This window comes from Rhizobium sp. 05L429 (assembly GCF_056397645.1).
Genome location: NZ_JBFTNV010000035.1, coordinates 29,995 through 47,495, shown reverse-complemented (window position 1 = coordinate 47,495; position 17,501 = coordinate 29,995). Strand labels below are relative to the sequence as shown.

Annotated in this window: 17 protein-coding genes; 8 read left to right on the top strand and 9 right to left on the bottom strand. The window is 60.9% G+C overall.

Annotated features, from left to right (window positions below):
• Nucleotides 1–192: 192 nt before the first annotated feature.
• On the bottom strand, nucleotides 193–573 hold the full coding sequence (locus AC1DNW_RS28740) for a winged helix-turn-helix transcriptional regulator (protein WP_113301926.1): 381 nt from the start codon (nucleotides 571–573) through the stop codon (nucleotides 193–195).
• A 155-nt stretch (nucleotides 574–728) separates the two neighbouring features.
• Here AC1DNW_RS28740 and AC1DNW_RS28735 point away from each other — a divergent pair, with 155 nt between their 5' ends.
• Together AC1DNW_RS28735 and AC1DNW_RS28730 are read left to right on the top strand one after the other, a co-directional pair.
• Nucleotides 729–1,121, top strand: coding sequence for a DoxX family protein (locus AC1DNW_RS28735; RefSeq protein ID WP_477855143.1), 393 nt, complete (start codon nucleotides 729–731; stop codon nucleotides 1,119–1,121).
• A 35-nt stretch (nucleotides 1,122–1,156) separates the two neighbouring features.
• A complete protein-coding gene (locus AC1DNW_RS28730; protein WP_477855142.1) occupies nucleotides 1,157–1,903 on the top strand; it encodes an SDR family NAD(P)-dependent oxidoreductase in 747 nt (248 codons plus the stop codon).
• A 37-nt stretch (nucleotides 1,904–1,940) separates the two neighbouring features.
• On the opposite strand, the gene AC1DNW_RS28725 is transcribed toward AC1DNW_RS28730, so the two are convergent.
• The 3 genes from AC1DNW_RS28725 to AC1DNW_RS28715 all read right to left on the bottom strand — a co-directional run bounded on the left by AC1DNW_RS28725 (nucleotide 1,941) and on the right by AC1DNW_RS28715 (nucleotide 4,419).
• A complete protein-coding gene (locus AC1DNW_RS28725; RefSeq protein WP_477855158.1) occupies nucleotides 1,941–2,465 on the bottom strand; it encodes a hypothetical protein in 525 nt (174 codons plus the stop codon).
• 100 nt (nucleotides 2,466–2,565) lie between these two features.
• A complete protein-coding gene (locus AC1DNW_RS28720; protein ID WP_477855141.1) occupies nucleotides 2,566–3,147 on the bottom strand; it encodes a dienelactone hydrolase family protein in 582 nt (193 codons plus the stop codon).
• A gap of 138 nt (nucleotides 3,148–3,285) precedes the next feature.
• Nucleotides 3,286–4,419, bottom strand: a complete 1,134-nt coding sequence (locus tag AC1DNW_RS28715) for an FAD-dependent oxidoreductase (protein ID WP_477855140.1) — start codon at nucleotides 4,417–4,419, stop codon at nucleotides 3,286–3,288.
• An 83-nt stretch (nucleotides 4,420–4,502) separates the two neighbouring features.
• Here AC1DNW_RS28715 and AC1DNW_RS28710 point away from each other — a divergent pair, with 83 nt between their 5' ends.
• The gene (locus AC1DNW_RS28710; RefSeq protein ID WP_113311898.1) at nucleotides 4,503–5,207 is read left to right on the top strand and encodes a TetR/AcrR family transcriptional regulator C-terminal domain-containing protein; all 705 of its coding nucleotides are present in this window, start codon (nucleotides 4,503–4,505) and stop codon (nucleotides 5,205–5,207) included.
• 77 nt (nucleotides 5,208–5,284) lie between these two features.
• Here AC1DNW_RS28710 and AC1DNW_RS28705 read toward each other — a convergent pair whose 3' ends face one another.
• On the bottom strand, nucleotides 5,285–8,842 hold the full coding sequence (locus tag AC1DNW_RS28705; protein ID WP_477855139.1) for a type 2 periplasmic-binding domain-containing protein: 3,558 nt from the start codon (nucleotides 8,840–8,842) through the stop codon (nucleotides 5,285–5,287).
• 755 nt (nucleotides 8,843–9,597) lie between these two features.
• A complete protein-coding gene (locus tag AC1DNW_RS28700) occupies nucleotides 9,598–9,849 on the bottom strand; it encodes a KTSC domain-containing protein (protein WP_113301916.1) in 252 nt (83 codons plus the stop codon).
• Between the two features lie 261 nt (nucleotides 9,850–10,110).
• On the opposite strand from AC1DNW_RS28700, the gene AC1DNW_RS28695 reads away from it, so the two are divergent.
• From AC1DNW_RS28695 to AC1DNW_RS28685, 3 genes are all read left to right on the top strand, one after another.
• Complete coding sequence (locus AC1DNW_RS28695; RefSeq protein WP_162748638.1) at nucleotides 10,111–10,473, top strand: hypothetical protein; 363 nt, start codon at nucleotides 10,111–10,113, stop codon at nucleotides 10,471–10,473.
• 228 nt (nucleotides 10,474–10,701) lie between these two features.
• Nucleotides 10,702–11,253 (top strand): terminase small subunit, encoded by a 552-nt coding sequence (locus tag AC1DNW_RS28690; protein ID WP_477855138.1) that lies wholly within the window; start codon nucleotides 10,702–10,704, stop codon nucleotides 11,251–11,253.
• 6 nt (nucleotides 11,254–11,259) lie between these two features.
• Nucleotides 11,260–12,744: a terminase gene (locus AC1DNW_RS28685; RefSeq protein ID WP_113311899.1), complete on the top strand. Its 1,485-nt coding sequence runs from the start codon at nucleotides 11,260–11,262 to the stop codon at nucleotides 12,742–12,744.
• Between the two features lie 165 nt (nucleotides 12,745–12,909).
• Here the strand turns inward: AC1DNW_RS28685 and AC1DNW_RS28680 are convergent, their stop codons facing one another.
• Complete coding sequence (locus AC1DNW_RS28680; protein ID WP_477855137.1) at nucleotides 12,910–13,371, bottom strand: Lrp/AsnC ligand binding domain-containing protein; 462 nt, start codon at nucleotides 13,369–13,371, stop codon at nucleotides 12,910–12,912.
• Between the two features lie 110 nt (nucleotides 13,372–13,481).
• Between AC1DNW_RS28680 and AC1DNW_RS28675 the strand changes: the two genes are divergently transcribed.
• Nucleotides 13,482–14,435 (top strand): DMT family transporter, encoded by a 954-nt coding sequence (locus AC1DNW_RS28675; protein ID WP_477855136.1) that lies wholly within the window; start codon nucleotides 13,482–13,484, stop codon nucleotides 14,433–14,435.
• 214 nt (nucleotides 14,436–14,649) lie between these two features.
• Here AC1DNW_RS28675 and AC1DNW_RS28670 read toward each other — a convergent pair whose 3' ends face one another.
• Nucleotides 14,650–15,963: a Clp protease/crotonase-like domain-containing protein gene (locus tag AC1DNW_RS28670; RefSeq protein ID WP_113311895.1), complete on the bottom strand. Its 1,314-nt coding sequence runs from the start codon at nucleotides 15,961–15,963 to the stop codon at nucleotides 14,650–14,652.
• Between the two features lie 550 nt (nucleotides 15,964–16,513).
• Between AC1DNW_RS28670 and AC1DNW_RS28665 the strand changes: the two genes are divergently transcribed.
• The gene (locus tag AC1DNW_RS28665; RefSeq protein ID WP_477855135.1) at nucleotides 16,514–16,828 is read left to right on the top strand and encodes a hypothetical protein; all 315 of its coding nucleotides are present in this window, start codon (nucleotides 16,514–16,516) and stop codon (nucleotides 16,826–16,828) included.
• 112 nt (nucleotides 16,829–16,940) lie between these two features.
• Here the strand turns inward: AC1DNW_RS28665 and AC1DNW_RS28660 are convergent, their stop codons facing one another.
• Nucleotides 16,941–17,468 (bottom strand): RBBP9/YdeN family alpha/beta hydrolase, encoded by a 528-nt coding sequence (locus AC1DNW_RS28660; protein ID WP_113311897.1) that lies wholly within the window; start codon nucleotides 17,466–17,468, stop codon nucleotides 16,941–16,943.
• Nucleotides 17,469–17,501: the final 33 nt, after the last annotated feature.

Genomic DNA, 17,501 nt, shown 5'->3' with positions numbered 1-17,501 from the left:
CCGGCCGCAGGTAGCCCTCCCGGTCTTCTCTCTCGATGAGCCGCATGCGGTTAAAACAGGCAATGAAACCAGTCTCTTGCGGCTGCGGCCAGGCCGGAGCGCTTCCATCGAATGCTGAACCGTTCGAAGGGATCGACGGTGGGAGAAAGCGTTTTGCCGCTCGGCCCAAAGGCAATCCAGCTATCTCTCGTTTCAGCTGTCTCCGGTTTTGCGGCCGCGCGCGCTCGGTCTCGCCGGCACGCTTTTCCCATGCTCCGTCCACCAGGCCGTCAACGCCTCCATAGTGGGGCCGAGCCCGCGGGCCTTTTGCGTGATCTCATATTCGACGCGCGGAGGAACCTCGGCAAAGACGGTGCGGGACACCAGCCCGTCTGCTTCGAGCTCGCGCAGTTGCGCAGTCAGCATGTGCTGGGTGATGCCGGGGATAGCCTTGCGCAATTCGCCGAACCGGTAGACCCGCTGATTGAGCAGCCACATGATTTCCAGCTTCCATTTGCCGGAAAGCAGTGCGAACGCCCGCCGCATCTCCTCATGCATATTGACTTCGTCTTCGGCCATGGTCTGCTTTTCCATACTAACCGCAAGTAATTCATCCTACTTGCAAATATAGATCTCAGACGACATTTTCCCGGCATGCACAAGGGAGCGCGGTAAAAGCGCCTCTCAAGAAAAACCGACAGACTCGACGAGAGGAATGTTGCTGCGCGGGCAGTGACAGGGATGAACCTATGACTGAATTTTACCTGTACTGGATCAGCACGGCCCTTCTATCCGTGCTCTACCTCGCTTCGGCCTGCATCTATGTCACCAGGGGCGACTGGGTTCGCGGGGTGCTGGCGGAGCTTGGATACAAGGCTCCCTATCTCGTTCCGTTCATGATCGTCATCAAGGTTCTCGGCCCGATCGCGATCCTTTCACGCATCAGCGTGCCGCTCAGCGATCTCGCCTATGCCGGCATCTTATTTCACCTGCTGCTGTCGGGCCTAGCCCATATCGGTGTCCGGAAACCCGCCGGCGCTCTGCCGGCGGCGATCGGCCTGGCGCTGCTGGCCACCTCCTTCATGACGCAGAACGACGCCCGCGACATACCCTCCCCCTACCTGCCGGCGGCAGCGCGCTGACGCCCGATAACCCAATCCAACTCAAGGAGATAGAAATGGGTCGACTCAATGGAAAAACTGCCATCGTCACCGGCGCAAGCCGCGGCATTGGCCGCGCCACCGCAAAGCTGCTTGCGGCCGAAGGCGCGAAGGTCGCGGTTCTTTCACGCACGCCCGAAGGCGTCGAACGCGCTGTCGCCGAGATCGTCGAAGCCGGCGGCACGGCACTCGCCGTCGTCTGCGATGTCGGTAGGGCCGACCAGATCACGGCTGCGGTAGACAAGGTTGTCGCTGCCTACGGTCGCATCGACATTCTCGTGAACAATGCCTTCGATGGTTCTGCGGTCCTGTCTTCGATCATCGATCTCTCGCTCGAGCAGCTGCAACGCAACTTCGACACCGGGCCGATTGCCTATCTGCGCTTCATGCAGGCTTGCTATCCTCACCTGAAGGAAAGCGGCGAAGGCCGGATCATCAACTTCGGTTCAATGGCCGGTACCGTCGGATTGGCCGGTTATGGTCCCTACAACATGGCCAAGGAGGCCGTGCGCGCGCTGACCCGCACGGCGGCGCGCGAATGGGGTGCCGACAAGATCACCGTGAACAATGTCCTGCCGATCGCAGACACCTGGGGCGCTGCGCAAAAGGATGTCCCGCCGCCAGCCAATGCGCTTGCGCGTTTCGGCTCGCCGGAAGACGACATTGCCCCGGTGGTCCTGTTCCTTGCCAGCAGGGATTCGCAGTTCATCACGGGCTACAGCCTCACCCCTGATGGCGGCGCAATCATCGACAGCGCTCGCTGACGACCCGAGCGGAGGGGCGCAGCCAATTGCGCCCCTGTCACACTCCACCCCGACCACCGGCCCGCTGCCCGCCATCCAGCCCCTTCGCAAACGCCTCGAACCGCCGGTCATAGGCCCCGAACGCACCCTCGCCTTCAAAAATCCCCCAATATTTCCGAAATGACGGCTTCTCGATCTGCCGGCGCAGGAACGTCTCCCAGCCCGGCCAGAAATGCTCCGATATCTCGGGCGTCTTGTGCCGCTCCAGATAGGCGCGCTCGAAGATCGAGATCATCATCTCGTAGAAAATGTCGCGCCTGACGAGGTCGTCGGCTGAGAGGTCGGCGGGTTCTTCCTGCCAGGGAAAGATGCCGAGATGGGGATATTCGACGGAGAGTTCGAGCAGCCGGTGATAGGCATCGCTGATCGTCAGGTAGGAGCTGTTGAACTCCTGCTCCTTCTCCTTCACATGGTCGCGGCGCACCTTGATGAGCTCGACGACGCCRGCGACGATCGCGACGAAGGTGCCGAMGGCCGTCAGCAGCGAAATGAGATCGGCATATTCGATCAGCGTGTCGTGCATGGACACAGGCTACATCTTCGCCCTGGCAGGTCAATTGCTGCCTGTCACCCGGCCTGACGCACGCCTTCCCCGTCCATGCCTGCCGATCTCATGGAATGGATCAAACGCGATCCAGAAACGCGCGCACCCTGATCGTGAGCAGCGCTGTGGCATCCGCATCATAGGACGGGAGCGAGCTGTCGGCGAAATAGTGCTGATCGCCGGGATACAGGAAAAGCTCCGCGTCATCGACCGTCTCGACGATTTCGCGGGCGGCGTCGATATCGCCCTCGCCGACGAAGACCGGGTCCTTGTCCATGCCGTGAATCTGCACCGGAACGCCCTCCGGCCAGGGTCCGAAAGCCCACTCGCCGCTGATCGGCAGGCAGGAGTAGAAAAGCAGGGCTCCGCGGGCCCCTGCCCGTGTCTGCGCCAGCTTCTGCGCCGGCAGCACACCGAACGAGAACCCGGCATAGACGACACCCGCAGGCAATCCGTCGGCGAAGCGGACGCCGCGCTCCCGCATGGCGTCGAATCCTGTCTCGCCGATAAAGGCGAGACCCTGATCGATGCTCTGGAAGGTGCGTCCGTCGAAGAGGTCAGGCGTGTGCACGATATGACCGGCAGCCCTGATATCGTCGGCGAAGGCACGCACGCCCGGGGTCAGCCCCTGTGCGTGGTGGAACAACAAGACCTCGGCCATAGTGAGCCTCCGGGTGAGATGATCTGGCGCGCGTTCGGCCACTCTACCGAACCACCGCTTTGCCGGGAAGAGTGATGCCGTTTGGTTCGGCTCGATTGCTGCCGCCATCAAAGCAGCCGGCGCTGCGGGCTCAGCGCCTCATCCCTGCCCGAGCTTGCCGGCCAGGAAATCGACCAGCCCATAGGGTGCGCGCTCGCCGACGCAGAGGTCCAGGATGAAGCGCGCGCCTTCCGCCTCGGTGGCGCTACGGGCAAACATCGGCTCTTCATAGGCGGCAAGCGCCGCTTCGATCTTGTCGGGCTGCGCGGCGATTGCCTTTGCGAGCTCCGCGCCGTCGAACATGGCAAGGTTTGCTCCCTCGCCCGATGGCGCCATCAGGTGGGCGGCGTCGCCGATGAGCGTCACGCCAGGTAGACGCGGCCACCGGTGCGCATCCGGCAGCGCATGGATCAGGCGCGGGGCGAGCGCCGTATCGCTTTCGGTGATCAGCGCGGTAAGCGCCGGCGCCCAGCCGGCGAATTCCCCGGCGATCCGCGCCTTTGCCGCGGCGGTATCAGAAAAGTCGATGCCGGCGATCCATTCGGGCGAGCGGTTCATCTGGATATAGGCGTGCAGGACGCCGCCCGCTTCGCGATGGGCGACGATGCCCTTGCCCGGCGAAAGCGCAAACATCGCGCCGAGGCCGACAGCTTCCGCCGTGGCCGTGTGGCTGATATCGGCATCGTGGAGATAGGCCTCGACAAAGGCCGTGCCGACATAGGCGGGCGTTGCATCCGAAAGCAGCGGCCGCACCTTCGACCACGCGCCATCGGCCCCGACGAGCAGATCGCTGATGACGCCGGTGCCGTCGGCAAAGCGCAGTTCGTGCCGGCCGGCGCCGAGCGCTTCAACGCCGGTGAGTTTCTTGCCCCACCGGATCGTGCCATCAGGCAGGGAGCTGATGAGGATGCGGCGCAGATCGCCGCGCAGCACTTCCGGCCGCGACAGCGTGCCGTCATCGGCCTTCTCCAGCAGCACCGCGCCATGCTGGTCAAGCGCGCGTGCGGCCTCTGCGCCGTGATGGATGATGGCGCGGAACGCTTCGGTGAGGCCGGCAGCCTCCAGCGCCCGCTGGCCGTTATGGACGTGAATATCGAGCTGGCCGCCCTGTGTGCGGGCCTCGGCCGAAGGCTCCGCCTCGTAGATCGTCGCCTTTATACCGTTGACGGCGAGGACGCGGGCAAGCGTAAGGCCGCCGAGGCCGGCCCCGACGATCGTGACTGTTGCAGTCATTGTCTTCCTTTCCGAAGGTGATTGGAACRACGTTCCATAGCTAGTAGTTGGAACGTCGTTCCATTCATGTCAAGATGCGGCCCATGAAAATAAAGACTCAGCAGACACGGACCCCGCGCGGCGAACGGCGCACCGACGCGCTCTCCAAGGAGCGCATCGTCGAAGCGGCCATCATGATCCTCGATGCCGAGGGCGAAAACGCCCTGACTTTCCGCGCGCTTGCGGCGCGTCTGTCGACAGGCAGCGGAGCGATCTACTGGCATGTCGCCGACAAGAGCGAATTGCTGACCGCCGCCACCGACGCCATTATCGGCCGCGTCCTGACCGATGTCGCTGTAGATGCCGAGCCGGGCCAGGCGATCCGCACCTTTGCCCTCGGTCTGTTTGACGCCATCGACGCCCACCCCTGGGTCGGCACCCATCTTTTTCGCGAGCCGTGGCAGGCGGCGATGCTGGAGATCTTCGAAGCGATCGGCGGCAGGCTGCAGGCGCTTGGCGTTGCCGAAGATGCACTGTTCAATGCCGGCTCGGCGCTGGTCAATTACATCCTCGGCGTTGCCGGACAGAATGCCGCCAATGCCCGCCTGCTGCCGCAAGGCACGGACAGGACCGCCGCCCTCGACACTATTGCCGCAAGCTGGACCGAGCTCGACCCGGCACGATATCCCTTCATCCATCACCTGGCGACGAAGCTGCGCGACCATGACGACCGCGAGCAATTCCTCGCCGGCATAGACCTGATCCTCGCCGGCATCGGCACGATCGGCCGGGCGGGTAGAGGCAGCTGAGACGTTGAGCGGGCGGCTCTCGCCCAATCGGGGTTTCGACGCAGCCTTGAGCCGGCTGCGGCCACGGCAATGCTCATTCACTCCACGATTCCCAAGGCGCGCAGCAGCGAGGCTACCGCCGCGGTAAGACCGGACTTCTGTCCGGCCTCCGCATCATGTGCGCAGGGCCGGATGTCGTCAGCAGCACCAAGCGCCGCCAAGGATGGGCCGGGTCCGCCGCTCTGCTCCTTGTCAGGCAGGCTGCAGGGAACAAGATAGCTCTCCTCCGGATCGACAGCGTTAAGAAGGTGGAGATAGGCGAGCGCCGGAGACATCTTGCGCTTGGGGAAATAGGAGGCGAAGCGCGCCGTTGCCGTCGAGCGGTGGGAAAAGATCTGGTAGATGCGCGTCTGCACGAATTGCACCAGCTCGGGATCGTCCCGACTGACGAGAAGCGCATAGGGTTCGTAGGTCAGATATTCGGCGCCAACCAACTGTTCCACCGCGCAGGGCGTATTGCGGGCGTTCCAGCTGTCGAGCTTGCCGAGGATCAACTCCCGATCGCCCATGAAGATCTGCCTCAGGCGGGGATTCGGGCTGCAGAACCACTGGATGAGTTCCCTGTAATCCTTCATCGGGCAGAAATGATATTCACGCCAGGATCTCTTTAGTGGCCTCTCAGAAGGATGGGCTGACAGGCAAAACGGATCGGTGATGGCGGCGGATACCAGCTTGAGCCGATCGGCCTTCAGCGCCTCGTCGCACACGACGACCGGTGGCTCGGCCTGGTCGCCCGCCTTCTTCGGGCCAGGCGGACAAATCTCCTTCAGCGTGGCGATGAGATTGTCCGCCATCTTCTGGGACGGCAGCGGCAGAAAGGATGTCGTATCAGGCTGAATCGGAAGGTTCGCGAGATTCTGCGCGCTTTCCAGCGCCTTTTCAAGCGATGGCCTGATATCATCCGGCAGCGCCTTTTCAGGCGATACGCTGATATCACTTGGCAGCACCTTTTCAGGCGATGCGCTGATATCGCTTGGCAGCGCCTTTTCAGGCGATGCCGGGGCAGAAGCAGGCGGGCCGGGATTGTCGGGCAGCAGCATCTCGATCCTGCTCCTKGCCGCCGCCGCCGCATCGAGGAAATGGCACCGCTCGTACATCGCCTTTCTCTGGGTCGGCGCCAGCGCCCTGAAGAAGTCGACCTGGCAGCTCTTGAAGGCAACGTCTGCGGCCGTCGTTGCCGAAACATAACCGATCGCGGCGTCGCCGTAATACAGCGGCGCACCTCGCGTGTACCGGACGAGATAGGAGACGCCGGAGGCAAAGACGATCGGCGAGTAGATGCTGTTCCTGTCGCGTTTGGACCAGCCATCGGCATCGCTGCCTGAATCGCCATTGGCGCTGAGTGACGCCCCGGCAAAGCGCATCGTCACCGTATCGCAGAGAACCTCGACGGGCTTCTTTTTGCCGACCGTCTCCCCGTTGACCAGCTTGAAGCGTTCGGCCGTCGTAACCGACACTTCCTCGATCGTATATTCGCCAACCGAAAATATCTCGTGGCAGAGGTCCGCCAGATAGCCGATATGATGCGCCTTTCCGTGCCCATCATCGACCAGATAGGAGAACGGCTCGATATTGTCGCGGAAGCCGACGCGCACGTCGCGAGCGAAAACGGGCGTGCTCAGCACGAAGGTGGCGGCCATGATGACAGCGCAGGCAAGCTCCGCCTGCTTTCGGTCGATCCGCCGCCGCGTTCGGCTGAAGCCGGGCTGGCCGAGGTTCCAGCCTGCAAGGAACGTCAGGACCGTCAGGATAAGCCGGCTCAGCGTATCCGACCGCCGGCTGCATTCTGCGGTCGCAATCGTCTCCGCCCTGAAACATGCCTCCGGCCAGTTGGGATCCCAGAACCAGCTATGGGCGATGGAAAGCACCAGCACCGAAGCGGCGCAGAGCACCGCATGGCCAAGGACCGGCCTTCCATGCGCCCGCGCATCGGCCGCCGCCAGGCATATCGGCACCATGGGGAGAAGGGTGATGGCAAGGGTCGGATAGTAGAGCATGAAGGGAGCCGATCCATCGACGAGCAGCGCGTTGAAATAATTGGCATTCGGAGCGATGGAAAAGGCCCGCAGCATCGCAACGCCGATCAGCCCGATGACCGAGGCGGCGAGCGCAAGCGCAAGACAGCCCATCATCTGCGACAGGCGCGAGGAACTTCTATGGTCCCAACCCCGCTGGGCGCCGACCCAGTCCTTCGTGTCCCACCGGTATTGACGCAGCGAAAAGGCCGCCAGAAGCGGCAGCCAGGTCAGCGAGGCGATCTTCAAGGTTTCGAGCAGTGCCGTCAGCAGCACGCCGCCGAGGTTCGTCGTCTCCACATATAGACCGACGAGTTCCTGCGTGCCCCGCCAGGCGCTGGCGGCAAACAGGATAAAGACCGGGATGAGCGACAACAGCAGCCCCGCCTCCGGCCCGCTGCCGACGGCATCCGGCCGGTCGGTTTCCAGGAGCAGATCGGCAAGCGCGTCGATCGCGTGGGCCTGGCCGGGCTTCGGCGCCCTGGCCGGCCCGCGAAAATCCGGATCGCGTTCGAGGAAGATCGCCAGCAGCGTCACCAGTTCGAAACGAGCCGACGTCGCTTCCTTCATGACCTGCGAGATATAATCGTCGAACCGGGCTTCGCTCGCATGCAGAGCGGCATTGGCCGGCTGGGCTTCACTTGCATGCGGATCGGCATTGGCCGGATCGGTGGCATTGGGATCGCCGGTTTCCTGTAGCCGTCGCTGAAAGCTGTTCAGCAGAGCATCGGCCTTATCGACGAATTTGGCCTCGGTCTCCCGTACGCGGGCTGAAACCTCGGCACCCGGCCAGCTGCCGCGCGTAGTCTTTGCCCAGACGATCAGCAGCTCCAGTTGTGACAGCAGCGAGAGCAGCTCGCGGGTTCGCGACGTCCGCTTTCCGAGCAGCCGCATGACGCGTGGATAGCCATTGATCTGGTCCCCCCAGTTMCTGCGAAAGCGCTCCAGCATTTCGGCAAGCGCGCCCCTGCACCTGTTGCGCAAATGCTCCCGGCGCTCGCCGTTGCGCGCCGACGGCTCCTCCAGCGTGGCGATGAGGCTGCGCGTGGTCTGTTCGATGCGCACGGGGATGCCGGCTGCCCGGTAGGCGCGATTGCGCAGCCACTCCTCGGCGATCCGCACTGGTGGCAGCAGATCCGCCAGGCCCGCGAAGGCGAAAGCAAGGGTCAGCGGCCATTGCGGACTGTCGAATTTCAGTTCGGCAATATCGACGGAAATGCCGGCAACGGGGATCATCTGCGTTGCCTGGAAGATCAGTTTGCCGAAGAAGGTAAGCGACACATAGATGATGAGCATCGCACCGGCATAGATGAAATAGGCCCTGTGGAGTGAATTCTGGCCGCCGAGATCCGTCGGGTCGAAATCGCGCAGCGCTTCCGAGGTGGCAGTGATATTCCGCCCCCTCGCCTTGAACCGCGGCCAGGAAAAGAAGGCGACGAAAAAGCAGCCGAAAGCGAAAGCGTAAAGGAAAGCGGGCTCGAACCGGACGCCCATCATGGGCAGTTGCGGCATGTCGGTAAGGGTCAGGCCCTGGTAGTTCCAGAGCGACCACGGGATATCCGCCGGCCAGGGATTATCCATCCGCCTCTCCAGAGATAGTGGCGTTCGCAGGTTCTCAAGCGGGACCAGTCAGTGCCGGTGGATCCGGATTTTTCTGGCTAGCAGTTAGCGACATTCGGGTCGCATGGCCCCGCCACCGCAGCAGGCGGAACGAGTGCGACGGTCGATACGCTGAGGCCAATGGCGATGAGCAGAACGAAGATACGCATGTTACCCTCCCTAACTCACTTTATAGTAGCATATTTGAAGTAACGGGGGAAGAGTGCAGACCGCAACGGGTAATTCGGAAAAAAGAAAGACGCCAGGAAATAAAGTAGTTATCGGCCCGCAAGCTGAGTTTCCACTTAAGCTCACTGCTATCTTTCATTGAATTAGCAATTTCCAAAATATAGTTGATCCGTGTTTGGGTTAGCCGGAGGGCAGGCTCGGCGCAGTCCATAACCCAAAAAGCTGCGACATCACCTCGAATTCCCCCTCTTCCACCCCCACTAACCAACTGAAAATGAATAACAAATCGGCAAAATGCGGCAAAAAAGCCCGAAATTCCGGCTAAGTCATTGATTCTGAATAAGTGATCCACTTACCCCTGAAAATACGCGTAAAGAAATCCAATTCAGCAAACAGCTCGGGATGACGAAAAAAATATAAAAGTTTTTTGGCCTTCATGCGTCACTTATTCATTTTCAAAGACTTAGCCCATTGTTGCAGCCATGCCGGCAGCATTGCACACTCATGGTGCGGGGCTGAAGGCGCGGCGATCGGAATTCCGCCTGCGATCAGTGATGGCGGCGGATGCTGAGCCAGGGAAAGGAAAAGCGCTTGCGGGATTTGTCGTCGGCGCGGGGGAAAGCATCGCGGATGTGCTGCGTGTAATACCAGCCGGGCGACGCTGCGGTGATCAGGTTATTGAAGACGGAGGAAGGCACGTTGAAAAAGCGGCGGCGGCCTTTCAGGCGGAGTTCGACCTCCAGGATTTGCGTCGCCGGATCATAGGTGATCTCCTTGATCAGTCGTGATGAGACTTCCATGGTCGCTACTCTGAAGCGGACGCAGGGACCTCAGGTGAGATCTCAGGACTGCGCCCTGCGCTTTTCGGAAACTGCCGCCGCTCTCGTTCCCATGCTCACAGCCCTCTTACTCGTGCGCCCAATACCCATTGCTCCCATACTCGGGGCTCCCATACTCGGGGCTCCCATACTCGGAGCCCCCATGCTCGGGGCTCCCATACTCGTAGCCGCCAKACTAGTGGCCCCCAGGCTCATGAACCCCGCGCTCACATTTGGCCTGATATGGATGCTCGCTTTCGTGCTCGTATTTGCAATGGTCCTTGCGCCTGCGATTTCGAGCGCCAGATTGTCGGGCGCAATCTGGGATTCGTAATAGTCAAGCTTGTCGGCCGCCACCCGCAGGCCGACGATATGGCCCGGCAGGACATTGAGATGGGTGCGCGTGGTGCCATCGGTAAATTCGATAACGAGCCTGGATGGCTTTTCGGCATAGCCGATCCAGTTTATCTCTCTCTCACGGCGGTCTTTGGCGGACATACCAAGAGATCTTCTGAGTTTTTCAAGCATCGTAAAGCTCCCTCTCGTCTCTGTTGCGATATTATCAAATCGATTTTCTCTGCAACGAAGAGCTTTTCTTTCGGTTAAAAGCGGTGGTTGGTCCCTGTGGCCGCGATCCAGATCCACGCCGGGGCGAGCATCGTCCGGACACGACATGCTCACGGGCTCATCCTTCCAGAAACGCAGGGAACGAGGTCTGGCTGGAGCGCATAACGCCGCTCATCCGAAAAAGTTCCCGCCGGGCTGTCCCGGTGTGCGCTTTCGCCTCGACAACCATTGCCCGGCTATCTCTCCGGCAAACCGGGGTATGATGGCATGATGGAACTGACGGCGCGGCAGCAGCGCTTTGTGGAAGAATATCCTGTCGATCTCGATGGAGAGCAGGCGGCAATCCGCGCCGGCTATTCCACGCGCAGGGCGAAAGCGACGGCGCGCGCGCTTTTGCAGGAGCCGGCCATCGCCGCCGCCATCGAGGCCGGCAAGGCGGAGCGCTCCGGGCGCACGAAGGTCGATGCGGACTGGCTGCTGACGCGGCTCGCCGCCGAGGCCGATCTCGGCGATCTCTATGACGAGAATGGCGACCTCCTGCCGATCAGGGAATGGCCTGCCATCTGGCGCCAGGGGCTGGTGACGGATCTGGAGATTTCCGCGCTCTACGAGGGCACGGGCAAGGAGCGCCGGGAGATCGGCCATGTGAAGAAGGTGAAATTCGCCGAGCGGCTGCGCCGGCTGGAACTGATCGGCAAGCATATCCGCATCAATGCCTTCAAGGAGATCGTCGAGCACAAGGGCCTGAGCGCGCTGGCCGAACGACTGGAGCGGGCCCAGAAGCGGAATGACGAGCGGAATGACGGGGAGGCTGAGTAGGTGACCATGGCCCTGCCCGCTTCAGGCGAAAGCCGCGATCCCAACGACGATATCATCGAGCTTGCCGCTTCCTGCGGTTTCAGCCCGAAGCGCTGGAGCCGGCTTGCCTGGGACTGGGGGATGGGTGAGCTCGCAGGCTACGACGGCCCCCGCCCCTGGCAGGACGAGATCAACGAACTGATCGGCGCTCATCTGGCCGACCCCGCCACGCGCTACCAGCCGCTGCAGATATCTGTCGCCTCCGGCCACGGCATCGGCAAATCGGCCGAGATGGGCATGCTGTCCAACTGGGCGATGTCCTGTTTTGCCGATTGCAAGGTGGTCACGACAGCCAATACCGAGGGCCAGCTGCGCACCAAGACCGCACCGGAGATCGGCAAATGGTTTCGCCTGTCGATCACCGCGCACTGGTTCGATGTGCAGGCGATGTCCATCAAGTCACGCGATCCCGAGCGCAACGAAAGCTGGCGGCAGGATTTCATCTCCTGGAGCGAACACAATACCGAAGCCTTCGCCGGCCTGCACAACAAGGGCAGGATCATCCTGCTGCTCTTCGACGAAGCCTCGAAGATCCATGACAAGGTGTGGGAAGTGGCCGAGGGCGCGCTGACGGACGAGGATACCGTCATCATCTGGATCGTCTTCGGTAACCCGACGAGAAACAGTGGCCGCTTCCGCGAATGTTTCCGCCGCTTCCGCCACCGCTGGGTAGGACGGCAGATCGACAGCCGCTCGGTGCCCGGCACCAACAAGCAGTTCCTTCAACGTCTCGTGGACGATCACGGCGAGGATAGCGATATCGTCAAGGTGCGCGTGCGCGGCCAGTTTCCGAGCCAGTCCGCCATGCAGTTCATCTCGTCAGACGATGCCGACCGGGCGCGCGCCGTGCATCTGCGCTCGGAGCAATATGCCTTCGCGCCGGTCATATTGGGCGTCGATCCCGCCTGGACCGGCGACGACCCGACGGTGATCATGCTGCGCCAGGGACTCTATTCGAAGCGGCTGGCGACCATTGCCCGCAACGACAACGATATCGAGGTCGCAAACCTCATCGCCCGGCTGGAGGATGAATATCAGGCCGACGCGGTCTTCATCGACGCCGGCTACGGAACCGGCATCGTCAGCGCCGGCACAGTCATGGGCCGTTCGTGGCAGCTCGTCTGGTTCGGCTCCACCAAGGTTCTGGACGCCGGCTACTACAATATGCGCGCCTATATCTGGGGCCAGATGAAACGCTGGCTGAAGGCCGGYGGCGCGATCGATCCCGCCAATGAACTGCTCTACCAGGATCTGGTCGGGCCCGAGACCGTGGCGCGGCTGGATGGCAAGATCCAGCTCGAAAGCAAGGACGACATGAAGGAGCGCGGCCTGCCCTCGCCCAACGAGGGCGATGCGCTGGCGCTGACCTTCACGCAGCCGGTGGTGAAGAAGGCGCGTCACCGAGCGGGTGATGGGGTGAAGGCGGCGGTGGAGTATGATGTCTATGGGTAGGCGCGTAGCGGATTTGCGGGATTCGGCCGCAGGTGCGACACGATATCATGGCCGCTTGGCGCCAACAGCAGGCATTGCCGGCATCGCAAAACCGTCTGATCTGCGACCTTGCAAAAGTCAGGAAAACAAGTGTCGCCTAATCGGGATTTGGGCGACAATAACGGGTCAAACAGGCAACATGGTATCTGGCTTCACATCAGCAACGGAAGCATAGGTATGTGTCTCTCTAACGCCGGGTAGCGGGAGGATCACCCGTTGCAGGAAGTCCTGAAACAGAGACATGTCGGCTATCCTCGCCTTCACCAGATAATCGAAGCCGCCGACGACCATATGGCATTCCAGAACCTCCGGGGCTTTCGCCACCGCCTCGGCAAAGYGGTCGAAGACGTGAGGGGCTGTCTGATCGAGCCGAACCTGAATGAAGACCAGCGTTCCGCGACCGATCTTTTGCGGGTCGAGAACAGCTCTGACCGCCGTGATGAAGCCTTCCCGGAAAAGACGTTTGACACGCTGGCTGGTGCCGGTCGGGGATAGTCCTACCCGCCGTGCCAGATCAAGGGTGATCCGGCGGCCATCCTCCTGAAGCAGGCGAAGGAGACTTCGATCTACGCTATCAAGATCGATCATTTCATCATTCACGCTTTTGGCCCATAATTTGTGTGATATTCACTCAAACGTCCGCAATTGAGCATATTTCATAGCGCCAGATTCCACAATAACCTGTGCTTTCGCAAGGCATGGGGTCGAATGAAAGCAATCCTCCACACGCCCGAATCAACGTTCCGATGGAGGATCAAATGCGACCAGCGGCCGAGCCGGAGAGCCGTAACACAAAGCTTGCCATCATCGCGGGATTGATGATGGTCATCATCACCGCCATACAATTCGTCGCTGCGCGGTTCAGCTTGAGGGAGCATCTGACAGCCTCGGACATAGCCAGCCTGCGTTTTGTGGGTGCCGGCGTGATCTTCCTCCCGATCATCTGGAGAACCGGCCTTGCGAAGTTGAAAGCTCTCGGCTGGCGGCGGGCTTCAATCCTGACCCTCCTTGTGGGGCTGCCCTATCCGCTCATCATCAATTGGGGCCTGAGCTACGCACCCGCCGCCCACGCTGCCGCCCTTTGCCCGGCCTCGATCGTCTTCTTCTCGTTTGTGCTGTCCCGGATCGTTTTCAAAGATAGGGTTTCAAATGCGCGACTGGTGGGGATCGCTGCGATTATCGTGGGGTTGCTGATCTTCGTCCTTCATTCGGGGATCGAAATTGGCAACACCCTGTTCGGTGATCTGTTGTTCAGCGGATCGGGCATCATGTTCTCTGCCTATGCCGTCCTTGTGCGGCGATGGGCTGTCGATCCCGTTACAGCCACGGCGGCAATCGTGCTGCTGTCCTGCCTGCTGCTCCCATTCCTGCATATCTTTGCAACGAGCGGCCTGAACGCGGCATCAGCAGCGGAAATCGGCGCGCAGATTGTGATACAGGGCTTCCTCGCCGGCGCGGCGGCGATGTTTCTCTATACCTACGCTGTCAGGCAGTTGGGACCACAGATTGCATCGCTGTTCATGCCCTGCGTGCCGGTCGCCACAGCCCTGACCGGCATGATCGTGCTGGGGGAGATTCCCGCCCCGGCCCAGCTTCTGGCCATCACCATCATGACGGCGGGCATGATCCTTCCCGCATTGCAGAGGTCGTGACCTGTCGCGGAAATCCTGACTTTTGCGACACTCCGGTCTTTCCTGAAAACGTTCGAGGATTCTCGCCACAAAACTTTGTCGCAAAAGTTGGAGTTTCGCGGCAGATTTTTGCGACGGCCAATCACCGGTTTGGGCCGATAGCCGCCTTCACAACGCAACGATGATGGTCATCCACTCGCTTATCGGCCTTTTGCACGCGTTCTCTCGGACCCTCCTACTGCTGGATGTCCTCGGCGGGAGGAGCGACCACACGAGTGGCGTCGTAGTCCATGGTTGCTGATAACGTCTTGGATGGAAGCTTAGGATGATCGCTGGCAAAGCGTCGAATGACCTTGCTTAGCCTCTGGGCGTCGGGAGTGAGCCACACTTCGGCACTGGCCATGCCGTTCGAATCACGGTTGTGCCAATATGCGCGAAAGTGCGGCCCCTCGCTGTTGTCGACATAGATGCAGGACGTGTATCTGGGATAGTCTTCCACGGCCTCTGGAGCGGTATCCCCAGTCCATTTCAAATCGCTTCCTTTTCGCGAAAAGACTCCCGAGGCAGTCCTTCGCCCTTCCAGGAACGGAACGAGACCGGTTGGCTCTACATAGCTGATTGTCTCGCTGTAGATGTCGGTCTTTCTGGTCCGGACATAGGCTTGGTTGACAATGTGGCACATGTTGTCCGGCTTCTTCATGTCAAACGCGTCGTCGGGTTCCCCGCCTGCCTGCATCGATGCCTTGGCAACGTTTTTGCCTCTGACCGCCCCCGGCTCATCGGAGACCGAGTAGACTTTGGTAACGATGGCTGTTTTGAGCGCTTCGGCGTCCTGCACGTGGTAGAGCCCGGCAGGCGTGGCCAATCCCATCATGGCAAAAACGTCCTGACTGCTGACACCCATCTCGTGCAGATAGGCGGAGAGCATCCTCTTCAGCGCCGGATCGGGCACCGTCGATATCTCATCGAGGTTCCGCCTTGCCGCCTCCGCACGGCTGAGTTTCCTTCTTCCGTTCGCTATCTGATTGAGGCCAATGGAGGCACCCACGGCCGTAGCGCGGACGGTGCCTCCCGCCAGAGCCAGCGGGCACGTCGAAAAACAGTACGACCCTCCAGCACGAACTTCGCCCTGCGACCACCCGCCAAGGACAAGCTTTTCCACGCAGCGCGGATCCAATATCGGGCAGTCGTTCAACCGTGTCCTGCCCACGGCCGTTTCGAGACCGGCTGCCCGGATCATGCGCCCAATCGAGATCGCGGCGTTTACGTCTCCGCCAAAAGACTGAAAGACGACGGGAAGCTTTTGGCCCTTGAGGCTCCTCAGCAGCTTCTTCAATCGCCTGGGCGCGTCGGGCGTTATCCAGCCTTCGGCAGATATCCACTCTATGCAGGTTTCGCTGCAATTGCCGTTCCGGACGAGAGCGAAATTCATCGGTCGCTCTTCGGCAACCGGCTGGTTCGCTGCCGTTGGCGTGATCACAACCAGCGGAAGAAGAAGGAGTGCGGTGACAAAATAACAAACAGGCAGGATGGCGGAGCGAAAAGTCATCGAAGTTTCCAGAAACAGCAGAATAATTCCTATCGTCTTCGCCTCGAATAATGCAACCAGTTTTAGAAGTCCGCGGGAGAAGCAGCAAATGCGCGGCCCCAAGCATTTACGGCCGCTTCGAGACATTTGCGGTCATTCGCGAGGAGCTTTTCAGCGATTTTCAACCGCACGACGACAAGGGTGACGGCAGCGGTGGATTATGATCCCTATGGGTAGACGGGCGGCATCGGTGCCCAAGGATTAGACCGGTGCTCGCATCAGGCTAATCACAATGAACCGGTCCGATTTTATCCACAGGTATATTCCCGGCTCCAGGCGTAAAAAATCCCGCAGAAGCTGGATTCCCTGCCGCCAACTGCCGAGCTAATCCCACTGGTCGAATTGCTGCGCTTCAGGCGCGGGGGTCTACTCGTGATGTCGCGGTGGAGGGCTTAGATGACAAAAACACCGGGGCTGGGGCTCGTCTTTGTGCTGGGTGGCGAGCCCCACAGTTTCGCCGGCCATCTGACGAAACTGCGTTGGGGAACACTGCCTCAGGGGGGACTTAAGGATGAACTCCATCTTAAAAGGTCCGCCAATGCCGCCCTTGCCCTATGCCGACGACCCGAACAGCCTCGATATTGTATGMGATGTCATCCTGTTTGACTGGTTCAACGCAGGCRTGGACAGCTTCGATATCAGAGACTTCAGGGAAGAAATGGAGTCGCATTACAGAGAGATGGGCAGGCCCGTCCCCGCTGGGATTGCGGACCCTCGAAAGCTCGTTCCGACGCTGCGGCTGTTGCAGGCTCGCATGCACCTCGTCAAGCCGACGCGGATTACCGGGATCGAGTGGCAATTCCTCAGAAATGGTGACCGGGATTGAAGGCGCCCGTCGTCAGAATATCGAGCCGCCTGTCCATCGCTCCCTGGAAGAGTAGAGAATGTCGCGGCGAAAATCCCCGCTTTCGGACGCTGCCAAAGACGGGAGGTCTGTGTCAGCCTGCGAACACTCTCAGCAATCCCCGCCCCTCGGGCCAGTCCTCCAGGCCGCTCTGCCCGTTGATATGGCCGAAGGCGCCGATGATTTCGAGGTCGCTTCCCCATTGAGCCGCCCGCATCTCGGCATAAGGGAGCGAGCCGTAGGGATCGTCGGTGCTTGCCACGATCAGGGATGGAAAACGAAACCGCTCCTGCGGCACGGCTGCAAAGCCCGCCGCCTGTGCGGGGAATGCCGCCGAGGAAGGATCGGGCACGGCCACCAGAAATGCACCCCTGGCTGGCGCGTCCGATACCTTTTGCCAATGCGCGACAAGCAGGCATGCGAGACTGTGGGCGACCAGAACGGGCGGGGTTGCGGCAGACCGCACGACCCGTTCCAGCGCCGCGATCCAATCGGGAAGATCAGGCGCATCCCAGCTTGCCGGCGAGAAGCGACGGATGGACGTGTCGGCCTCCTCCCAGCGGCTTTGCCAATGGGTATTTCCGGAATTGCCAATGCCAGGCAGATGAATGAATTCGCTCACCGCTTAACCTCTTCGTTGCGTTCGGCTCATTCT

Excerpts from the sequence above, each read along its gene's own strand:
- AC1DNW_RS28740 (WP_113301926.1), bottom strand. The coding sequence starts at position 573 with ATGGAAAAGCAGACCATGGCCGAAGACGAAGTCAATATGCATGAGGAG.
- AC1DNW_RS28735 (WP_477855143.1), top strand. The coding sequence starts at position 729 with ATGACTGAATTTTACCTGTACTGGATCAGCACGGCCCTTCTATCCGTG.
- AC1DNW_RS28730 (WP_477855142.1), top strand. The coding sequence starts at position 1,157 with ATGGGTCGACTCAATGGAAAAACTGCCATCGTCACCGGCGCAAGCCGC.
- AC1DNW_RS28720 (WP_477855141.1), bottom strand. The coding sequence starts at position 3,147 with ATGGCCGAGGTCTTGTTGTTCCACCACGCACAGGGGCTGACCCCGGGC.
- AC1DNW_RS28715 (WP_477855140.1), bottom strand. The coding sequence starts at position 4,419 with ATGACTGCAACAGTCACGATCGTCGGGGCCGGCCTCGGCGGCCTTACG.
- AC1DNW_RS28710 (WP_113311898.1), top strand. The coding sequence starts at position 4,503 with ATGAAAATAAAGACTCAGCAGACACGGACCCCGCGCGGCGAACGGCGC.
- AC1DNW_RS28700 (WP_113301916.1), bottom strand. The coding sequence starts at position 9,849 with ATGGAAGTCTCATCACGACTGATCAAGGAGATCACCTATGATCCGGCG.
- AC1DNW_RS28695 (WP_162748638.1), top strand. The coding sequence starts at position 10,111 with ATGGATGCTCGCTTTCGTGCTCGTATTTGCAATGGTCCTTGCGCCTGC.
- AC1DNW_RS28690 (WP_477855138.1), top strand. The coding sequence starts at position 10,702 with ATGATGGAACTGACGGCGCGGCAGCAGCGCTTTGTGGAAGAATATCCT.
- AC1DNW_RS28675 (WP_477855136.1), top strand. The coding sequence starts at position 13,482 with ATGGGGTCGAATGAAAGCAATCCTCCACACGCCCGAATCAACGTTCCG.
- AC1DNW_RS28670 (WP_113311895.1), bottom strand. The coding sequence starts at position 15,963 with ATGACTTTTCGCTCCGCCATCCTGCCTGTTTGTTATTTTGTCACCGCA.